The organism is Pseudomonas sp. GM84, assembly GCF_000282535.1.
Taxonomy (GTDB): domain Bacteria; phylum Pseudomonadota; class Gammaproteobacteria; order Pseudomonadales; family Pseudomonadaceae; genus Aquipseudomonas.
On sequence record NZ_AKJC01000236.1, the window covers coordinates 1 to 8,672 of the forward strand.

Annotated in this window: 8 protein-coding genes; all 8 read left to right on the forward strand. The window is 65.7% G+C overall.

Going from position 1 to position 8,672, the window contains the following annotated elements; all coding sequences use genetic code 11:
• The first annotated feature begins 108 nt into the window (after positions 1-108).
• The 8 genes from PMI38_RS19010 (at position 109) to fliJ (ending at position 8,647) form a co-directional block, all read left to right on the forward strand.
• A complete protein-coding gene (locus PMI38_RS19010) occupies positions 109-1,326 on the forward strand; it encodes a sensor histidine kinase (protein WP_008097324.1) in 1,218 nt (405 codons plus the stop codon).
• The gene (locus tag PMI38_RS19015) at positions 1,326-2,690 is read left to right on the forward strand and encodes a sigma-54-dependent transcriptional regulator (RefSeq protein WP_008097325.1); all 1,365 of its coding nucleotides are present in this window, start codon (positions 1,326-1,328) and stop codon (positions 2,688-2,690) included. The genes PMI38_RS19010 and PMI38_RS19015 overlap by 1 nt, the downstream gene beginning before the upstream one ends.
• Positions 2,691-2,796: 106 nt before the next feature.
• A complete protein-coding gene (gene fliE, locus PMI38_RS19020) occupies positions 2,797-3,129 on the forward strand; it encodes a flagellar hook-basal body complex protein FliE (RefSeq protein ID WP_008097326.1) in 333 nt (110 codons plus the stop codon).
• Between the two features lie 15 nt (positions 3,130-3,144).
• Entirely contained in the window at positions 3,145-4,920 is a 1,776-nt protein-coding gene (fliF, locus tag PMI38_RS19025; RefSeq protein ID WP_008097327.1) for a flagellar basal-body MS-ring/collar protein FliF, read from the forward strand.
• Positions 4,913-5,932: a flagellar motor switch protein FliG gene (gene fliG, locus PMI38_RS19030; RefSeq protein WP_008097328.1), complete on the forward strand. Its 1,020-nt coding sequence runs from the start codon at positions 4,913-4,915 to the stop codon at positions 5,930-5,932. Before fliF ends, fliG begins: the two co-directional genes overlap by 8 nt.
• 143 nt (positions 5,933-6,075) lie before the next feature.
• The gene (fliH, locus tag PMI38_RS19035) at positions 6,076-6,840 is read left to right on the forward strand and encodes a flagellar assembly protein FliH (protein ID WP_008097329.1); all 765 of its coding nucleotides are present in this window, start codon (positions 6,076-6,078) and stop codon (positions 6,838-6,840) included.
• Positions 6,830-8,191 carry a flagellar protein export ATPase FliI gene (fliI, locus tag PMI38_RS19040; RefSeq protein WP_008097330.1) on the forward strand — a complete coding sequence of 454 codons (1,362 nt, stop codon included), beginning with the start codon at positions 6,830-6,832 and terminating at the stop codon, positions 8,189-8,191. The genes fliH and fliI overlap by 11 nt, the downstream gene beginning before the upstream one ends.
• Positions 8,192-8,194: 3 nt before the next feature.
• Positions 8,195-8,647: a flagellar export protein FliJ gene (fliJ, locus tag PMI38_RS19045; RefSeq protein WP_043273943.1), complete on the forward strand. Its 453-nt coding sequence runs from the start codon at positions 8,195-8,197 to the stop codon at positions 8,645-8,647.
• Positions 8,648-8,672 lie beyond the last annotated feature (25 nt).

Genomic DNA, 8,672 nt, shown 5'->3' on the forward strand with positions numbered 1-8,672 from the left:
GCGATAGGGCCGGACCTGCCAAGCACAATCCCCCATCCCCGGCACGGCTATTGCTACACCGCAGGCACCACACCGTTTTTATGACGGTCCGCCACGCGAGAGAGCACGATGCCCCAAGCCGCCCACTTTTCCCGAGCCCTTGATCCGCAGGGGCGTTCCCCGGTCGAACAGGAGAGTCGAGAGGGGCTGGAGCAGGCATTCGCCCTGTTCAACCAGGTATCCACCCAGCTCAACCAGTCCTACAGCATGCTCGAAGCCCGCGTCAGCGAGCTCAAGGGGGAGCTGGCCGTGGTAGGTGCCCAGCGCATGGCTGAACTGAACGAGAAGGAGCGCCTGGCCAACCGCCTGCAGAACCTGCTCGACCTGCTGCCCGGCGGGGTGGTGGTGATCGACGACCAGGGGTTGGTGCGCGAAGCCAACCCGGCAGCCCGCGAGCTGCTGGGCGAGCCTTTGCTCGGTCAACTGTGGCGCCAGGTGATCGCCCGTAGCTTCGCCCCGCGCAAGGATGACGGCCACGAGGTGTCGCTGCGTGACGGTCGCCGCCTGTCCATCGCCACCCGCTCGCTGGACGCCGAGCCCGGCCAACTGGTGCTGCTCAACGACCTGACTGAAACCCGTCGCCTGCAAGACCAGCTGGCGCGCCATGAACGGCTGTCGGCGCTGGGGCGCATGGTGGCCTCGCTGGCCCACCAGATCCGTACGCCGCTGTCGGCGGCCATGCTGTATGCCAGCCACCTGGCCGATGGCGAGCGCGACCTCGCGCCAGAGACCCGTCAACGTTTTGCCGGTAGCCTCAAGGAGCGCCTGCACGAGCTGGAGCATCAGGTGCGTGACATGCTGGTGTTTGCCCGTGGCGAGCTGCCGTTGACTGACCGGCTGACCCCCAAGGGCCTGTTCCAGGCCCTGCAGCAGGCGGCCCAGGTGCATGTCCAGGGGCATGCCGTGCGCTGGCAATGCGACACCCACCTGGGCGAGTTGCTGTGCAATCGCGATACCCTGGTAGGCGCCTTGCTCAACCTGATCGAGAACGCCCTGCAGGCCAGCGAAAGCCCTGCGCGCCTCAAGGTGCACCTGTTCCGCCGTCAGCACAGCCTGCACTTGTGCATCAGCGATGCCGGCACGGGCATCCAGCCAGCGCTGCTGGGGCGCCTGGGCGAGCCCTTTCTCACCACCAAATCCACCGGCACCGGGCTGGGGCTGGCGGTGGTCAAGGCTGTGGTGCGTGCGCACCAGGGCAGCTTTCAGCTGCGCTCCAAGGTTGGCCGTGGCACCTGCGTAAGCGTTGTGCTGCCTTTGATCGACGGTCAGTCTGTGGAGGTGGCGTGATGCCTATCAAGGTGCTGCTGGTCGAGGACGACCGCGCCCTGCGCCAGGCATTGGGCGATACCCTGGAAATCGGCGGCTTCGCCTACCAGGCCGTAGGCAGTGCCGAAGAGGCGCTGGAGGCGGTGGCGGGCGAAGCGTTCAGCCTGGTGGTCAGTGATGTGAACATGCCGGGCATGGACGGTCACCAGTTGCTGGCGCAATTGCGCCGCCATCAGCCGCAGCTGCCCGTACTGCTGATGACCGCCCACGCGGCCGTTGAGCGTGCTGTCGAGGCCATGCGCCAGGGGGCGGTGGATTACCTGGTCAAGCCGTTCGAGCCCAAGGCACTGCTGAGCCTGGTCGAACGCCATGCGGCCGGGCGGCTGGCTGCAGATGAGGGACCAGTGGCCTGCGAGGTCGCCAGCCGACAACTGCTGGAGCTGGCCGCGCGTGTCGCGCGCAGCGATTCCACCGTGCTCATCTCCGGCGAGTCGGGCACTGGCAAGGAAGTTCTTGCACGCTACATCCACCAGCAGTCGCCGCGCTCGGCGCAGCCATTCGTCGCGATCAACTGCGCGGCAATCCCGGACAACATGCTCGAAGCCACCCTGTTCGGCCACGAAAAGGGCGCTTTCACCGGCGCCATCGCCGCCCAGGCCGGCAAGTTCGAGCAGGCCGAAGGGGGCACGCTGCTGCTCGACGAGATCTCCGAAATGCCCCTCGGGCTGCAGGCGAAGTTGTTGCGTGTGCTGCAGGAGCGTGAAGTGGAGCGGGTCGGTGGGCGCAAGCCGATTGCCCTGGATATCCGCGTGCTGGCCACGAGCAACCGCGACATGGCGGGCGAGGTGGCGGCGGGGCGTTTCCGTGAAGACCTTTTCTACCGGTTGTCGGTGTTCCCCTTGGCCTGGCAGCCGCTGCGCGAGCGCCCGAGTGACATCCTGCCGTTGGCCGAGCGCTTGCTGGCGCGGCATGTGGCGAAGATGAAGCATGCGCCGGTGCGCCTCTCTGCCGAGGCCCGGGCCTGCCTGCAGGCCTATGCCTGGCCGGGCAACGTCCGTGAGCTCGACAATGCCTTGCAGCGGGCATTGATCCTGCAGCGAGGCGGGATCATCGAGGCGGCGGATTTCTGTCTGGCGGGCGCCATTCCCCTGTCGAGCGCCGTGCCGGCGGCGCCAATGCCAGTGGCTGCCGTGGACGACGCCGGGGGCCTGGGCGATGACATGCGCCGCCTCGAATTCCAGTTGATCATCGACACCTTGCGCGCCGAACGCGGACGCCGCAAGGAAGCAGCCGAACGGCTCGGCATCAGCCCGCGCACGCTGCGCTACAAGCTGGCGCAGATGCGTGATGCCGGGCTCGACGTGGAAGCCAGCCTGTTCGGCTGAAGCAGTCTTTTGCAAGGTCGCGCAGCGGGCTGGCACTTTTGTTGCTAGTTCTGGGCTATCCGCCGCATGAGTGTCAAAAAAATGCGGCCGCCGGAGAGAGAAGGTCATGAGCCAAGGTGTTGAATTCAATCGTCTGATGTTGGACATGCGGGCCATGCAGGCAGAAGCCATGTCTGCGCCCAAGGCCACTGCCGCGCCGGAGCTGGCGCCTGGGCAGAGCAGCTTTGCCGACATGCTCGGCCAGGCCATTGGCAAGGTGCATGAAACCCAGCAGGCGTCCACCCAGCTGGCCAATGCCTTCGAGATCGGCAAGAGCGGTGTCGACCTGACCGACGTGATGATCGCCTCGCAGAAAGCCAGCGTGTCCATGCAGGCCTTGACCCAGGTACGCAACAAGCTGGTCCAGGCGTACCAGGACATCATGCAGATGCCGGTTTGAGGACGGAAGTGAGTCATGGCTGAAGCAGTCGTCGAAAACGCACCCGCCAAGAGTGGTTCGCCCGCGAGCAAACCGCCGCTGTTCGGCATGGCGTTTCTGGAAAACATCTCGCAGATGCCCATGCTGCGCCAGGTTGGCCTGCTGGTCGGGCTGGCCGCGAGCGTGGCGATCGGCTTCGCCGTGGTGCTGTGGTCGCAGCAGCCGGATTACCGCCCGCTGTATGGCAGCCTGGCGGGGATGGACACCAAGCAGGTCATGGATACCCTGGCCGCTGCCGATATTCCCTACAACGTCGAGCCCAATTCCGGCGCTCTGCTGGTCAAGGCCGACGACCTCTCCCGGGCGCGCCTGAAACTGGCAGCCGCTGGCGTGGCGCCAAGCGACGGCAACGTCGGTTTCGAACTGCTCGACAAGGAGCAGGGCCTGGGCACCAGCCAGTTCATGGAAGCCACCCGTTACCGTCGCAGCCTCGAAGGCGAGCTGGCGCGTACCGTCTCCAGCCTGAACAACGTCAAGGCCGCGCGCGTGCACCTGGCCATCCCGAAAAGCTCGGTGTTCGTGCGCGATGAACGCAAGCCCAGCGCCTCGGTACTGGTCGAGCTGTACCCAGGTCGCGCGCTGGAAGCGGGCCAGGTGATGGCCATCGTCAACCTGGTCGCCACCAGCGTGCCGGAGCTGGACAAGTCGCAGGTCACCGTGGTCGACCAGAAGGGCAACCTGCTCTCCGACCAGCTGCAGGACACGGCGCTGACCATGGCTGGCAAGCAGTTCGACTACAGCCGCCGCATGGAAGGCATGCTCACCCAGCGTGTGCACAACATCCTGCAGCCGGTGCTGGGCAACGACCGTTACAAGGCGGAAGTGTCCGCTGACCTTGACTTCAGCGCCGTGGAGTCGACCTCCGAGCAGTTCAACCCGGACCAGCCGGCGCTGCGCAGCGAGCAGTCGGTCAACGAGCAGCGCGCCAGCAGCCAAGGCCCGCAAGGTGTGCCGGGTGCCTTGAGCAACCAGCCGCCGGGCCCAGCCTCGGCGCCGCAGACCACCGGTGGCACCGCAGCGCCCGCTGGCGCCATCCAGCCGGGCCAGCCGCTGGTGGATGCCAACGGCCAGCAGATCATGGACCCGGCCACCGGCCAGCCGATGCTCGCACCGTACCCAGCGGACAAGCGCCTGCAAACCACCAAGAACTTCGAGCTTGACCGCTCCATCAGCCACACCCGCCAACAGCAGGGCCGCCTGACCCGTCTGTCGGTCGCAGTGGTGGTCGATGACCAGGCCAAGGTTGGCGCCAATGGCGAGACTACCCGTGCGCCCTGGGCTGCCGAAGATCTGGCACGCTTCACCCGCCTGGTGCAGGACGCGGTGGGCTTCGATGCCAGCCGCGGCGACAGCGTGACGGTGATCAACGTGCCGTTCGCCGCCGACCGTGGCGAAGAGATCGCCGACATCGCCTTCTACCAGCAGCCCTGGTTCTGGGACGTCGTCAAGCAGGTGCTGGGCGTGCTGTTCATCCTGGTGCTGGTGTTCGGCGTGTTGCGCCCGGTGCTCAACAACATTACTGGCGGCGGCAAGCAAGCTGCCACGGACAGCGACATGGAGCTGGGCGGCATGATCGGTCTGGATGGCGAACTGGCCAACGACCGCGTCAGTCTGGGTGGCCCGACAAGCATTCTGTTGCCAAGCCCGAACGAGGGTTACGAGGCGCAGCTCAACGCAATCAAAGGCCTGGTGGCCGAAGACCCGGGCCGCGTGGCCCAGGTCGTGAAAGAGTGGATCAACGCCGATGAGTGACAATCGAGCCATTACCGCCAAGCTCAGCCGCGTCGACAAGGCAGCGATCCTGCTGCTGTCGCTCGGTGAGACCGATGCTGCGCAAGTGCTGCGACACATGGGCCCGAAAGAAGTGCAGCGGGTCGGTGTGGCCATGGCGCAGATGGGCAACGTGCACCGTGAGCAGGTCGAGCAGGTAATGAGCGAGTTCGTCGAGATCGTCGGCGACCAGACCAGCCTGGGCGTGGGCTCCGATGGCTATATCCGCAAGATGCTCAATCAGGCCTTGGGCGAAGACAAGGCCAACGGCCTGATCGACCGCATCCTGCTCGGTGGCAACACCAGCGGCCTGGACAGCCTCAAGTGGATGGAACCGCGCGCGGTGGCCGACGTGATCCGCTACGAGCACCCGCAGATCCAGGCCATCGTGGTCGCCTACCTCGACCCCGACCAGGCCGGTGAAGTGCTGAGCAACTTCGACCACAAGGTACGTCTGGACATCATCCTGCGCGTGTCGTCGCTCAATACCGTGCAGCCGGCGGCGCTCAAGGAGCTGAACCAGATTCTCGAGAAGCAGTTCTCGGGCAATTCCAATGCCGCGCGCACCACCCTGGGTGGCATCAAGCGCGCCGCCGATATCATGAACTTCCTCGACAGTTCCGTGGAAGGCGCACTGATGGATTCGATCCGCGAGGTCGACAACGACCTGTCGGAGCAGATCGAGGACTTGATGTTCGTCTTCAACAACCTGGCCGATGTCGACGACCGCGGTATCCAGGCGCTGCTGCGCGAGGTGTCCTCCGACGTGCTGGTGGTGTCGCTCAAGGGCGCCGACGAGCGGGTCAAGGACAAGATCTTCAAGAACATGTCCAAGCGTGCCTCGGAACTGCTGCGCGACGACCTGGAAGCCAAGGGCCCGGTGCGCGTCAGCGACGTGGAAACCGCGCAGAAGGAAATCCTCACCATCGCCCGCCGCATGGCCGAGGCCGGCGAGATCGTGCTCGGTGGCAAGGGTGCCGAGGAAATGATCTGAGTCATCGGGCAATGCGCCCTCCTGTGAGAGCGGGCTTGCCCGCGAAGCAGGCGCCGCAGTGAATGGCACCGGCTTTGCCGGTGTTCGCGGGGCAAGCCCGCTCCCACAAAGACTGCATTGGTCGTTGTTGAGTACCTGAGAACATGCCCACTAAAGAATCCCACCCCAGTGACCTGATCCGCGCCCGCGACCTCGTGGGCGTCGACGTGTGGGCATTGCCCAGCTTCGACCCCGAGCCGGAACCTGTGCCTGAGCCGGAACCTGAAGTCGTCGAGGAAGAAGTCGAAGAGGTGCCGCTGGAGGAAGTCCAGCCGCTGACTCTCGAAGAGCTCGAGGCGATCCGCGAAGAAGCCTACAACGAAGGTTTTGCCACCGGCGAGCGCGAGGGCTTTCACAGCACCCAGCTCAAGGTGCGCCAGGAGGCCGAGGTGGCGCTGGCAGCCAAACTGGCCAGCCTGGAGCAGCTGATGGGGCATTTGCTCGAGCCGATTGCCGAGCAGGACACCCAGATCGAAAAGACCCTGGTGCACCTGGTTTCGCACATGGCCCGTCAGGTCATCGGCCGCGAGCTGCGTAGTGATTCCAGCCAGATCACCCAGGTCCTGCGCGAAGCCCTGAAACTGCTGCCCATGGGCGCCGACAATATCCGCATTCACCTCAACCCCCAGGACTTCGAACTGGCCAAGGCCCTGCGCGAGCGCCACGAAGAGCAGTGGAAGCTGCTCGAAGATGAGGCGCTGTTGCCCGGTGGTTGCCGTATCGAGACCTTGCACAGCCGCATCGACGCGACCATGGAAACCCGCATCGAGAAGGCTGTCGCCCAGCTGTTCGATCAGTTGCACGACCAGGCCCTGCACCCGGCGGCGCCGGACATCGCGGTCGAGCTGGACGGCAACGATGCGCCTTGACCGCACCAGTTTCGGCAAGCGCCTGGGCGGCTACGCCGAGGCGATCGAGCTGCCCGTGCAGCCGGTGGTCGAAGGTCGGCTGCTGCGCATGGTCGGCCTCACCCTCGAAGCCGAGGGCCTGCGCGCTGCGGTAGGCGGGCGCTGCCTGGTGATCAACGATGACAGTTACCACCCGGTGCAGGTCGAGGCCGAGGTCATGGGCTTTTCCGGGAACAAGGTGTTTCTCATGCCGGTCGGCAGCATCGCCGGCATCGCCCCCGGCGCGCGGGTGGTGCCGCTGGATGACAGCGGTCGCTTGCCCATGGGCATGAGCATGCTCGGCCGGGTGCTCGATGGCGCCGGTCGCGCCCTCGACGGCAAGGGCGGCATGAAGGCCGAAGACTGGGTGCCGATGGATGGCCCGATCATCAACCCGCTGAACCGCGACCCGATCAGCCAGCCCTTGGACGTGGGTATCCGCAGCATCAACGGCCTTTTGACCGTCGGGCGTGGCCAGCGTCTGGGCCTGTTCGCCGGTACCGGTGTGGGTAAATCGGTGCTGCTGGGCATGATGACCCGCTTTACCGAGGCCGAGATCATCGTGGTCGGGCTGATTGGCGAGCGGGGTCGGGAGGTCAAGGAGTTCATCGAGCACATCCTGGGCGAAGAAGGCCTCAAGCGCTCGGTGGTGGTCGCATCCCCGGCCGACGATGCGCCGCTGATGCGCCTGCGTGCGGCCATGTATTGCACGCGTATCGCCGAGTACTTCCGCGACAAGGGCAAGAACGTGCTGTTGTTGATGGACTCGCTGACACGCTTTGCCCAGGCCCAGCGTGAAATTGCCCTGGCCATCGGTGAGCCGCCGGCCACCCGTGGCTATCCACCGTCGGTGTTCGCCAAGCTGCCGAAGCTGGTGGAGCGCGCCGGCAACGGCGAGCCAGGGGGTGGTTCGATCACGGCGTTCTACACCGTGCTGTCCGAAGGCGACGACCAGCAGGACCCGATCGCCGACTCGGCACGCGGCGTGCTCGACGGTCACTTCGTGCTGTCCCGGCGCCTGGCCGAAGAAGGCCATTACCCGGCCATCGACATCGAGGCCTCGATCAGCCGGGTCATGCCCCAGGTGGTCGATGCCGACCACCTGCGTCAGGCGCAGAAGTTCAAGCAGCTGTGGTCGCGCCTGTCGCAAAGCCGCGACCTGATCAGCGTCGGTGCCTATGTCGCCGGCGGTGACCCGGAAACCGACCTGGCCATTGCCCTGCAGCCCAAGCTGGTGGATTTCCTGCGCCAGGGGTTGGACGAGAATGTCGGCATGGGCCAGAGTCGCCAGCAGTTGGGGGCGATCTTCGTGCCCCCCGGCAATGGTCGATAGGCCATGAGCATGCCCAGCCGTGCCGCGCGCCTGGCGCCGGTGGTGAACATGGCCGAGGAAGCCGAGCGCAAGGCCGCGCAGCGCGTGGGGCATTTCCAGCAGCAGGTGGCCCAGGCCCAGGCCAAGCTGAGCGAGCTGGAGTCGTTTCGCGAAGGTTACCAGGCGCAATGGATCGACCGTGGCGGGCAGGGGGTCAATGGCAGCTGGCTGGTCAACTACCAGCGCTTCCTCGGCCAGCTGGAGACGGCCATGACCCAGCAGCGGCAGAGCCTGACCTGGCACCAGAACAATTTGAAGAATGCCCGTGGCACCTGGCAGCAGGCCTATGCCAGGGTCGAGGGGCTGCGCAAGCTGGTGCAGCGGTACATGGACGAGGCGCGGCGGGCTGAAGACAAGCGCGAGCAGCGCTTGCTGGATGAACTGTCCCAGCGGTTGCCCAGGCAGGGGCATCTGTAACCTGTACGGGCCCTATCGCCGGCAA

Excerpts from the sequence above, each read along its gene's own strand:
- PMI38_RS19010 (WP_008097324.1), top strand. The coding sequence starts at position 109 with ATGCCCCAAGCCGCCCACTTTTCCCGAGCCCTTGATCCGCAGGGGCGT.
- PMI38_RS19015 (WP_008097325.1), top strand. The coding sequence starts at position 1,326 with ATGCCTATCAAGGTGCTGCTGGTCGAGGACGACCGCGCCCTGCGCCAG.
- fliE (WP_008097326.1), top strand. The coding sequence starts at position 2,797 with ATGAGCCAAGGTGTTGAATTCAATCGTCTGATGTTGGACATGCGGGCC.
- fliF (WP_008097327.1), top strand. The coding sequence starts at position 3,145 with ATGGCTGAAGCAGTCGTCGAAAACGCACCCGCCAAGAGTGGTTCGCCC.
- fliG (WP_008097328.1), top strand. The coding sequence starts at position 4,913 with ATGAGTGACAATCGAGCCATTACCGCCAAGCTCAGCCGCGTCGACAAG.
- fliH (WP_008097329.1), top strand. The coding sequence starts at position 6,076 with ATGCCCACTAAAGAATCCCACCCCAGTGACCTGATCCGCGCCCGCGAC.
- fliI (WP_008097330.1), top strand. The coding sequence starts at position 6,830 with ATGCGCCTTGACCGCACCAGTTTCGGCAAGCGCCTGGGCGGCTACGCC.
- fliJ (WP_043273943.1), top strand. The coding sequence starts at position 8,195 with ATGAGCATGCCCAGCCGTGCCGCGCGCCTGGCGCCGGTGGTGAACATG.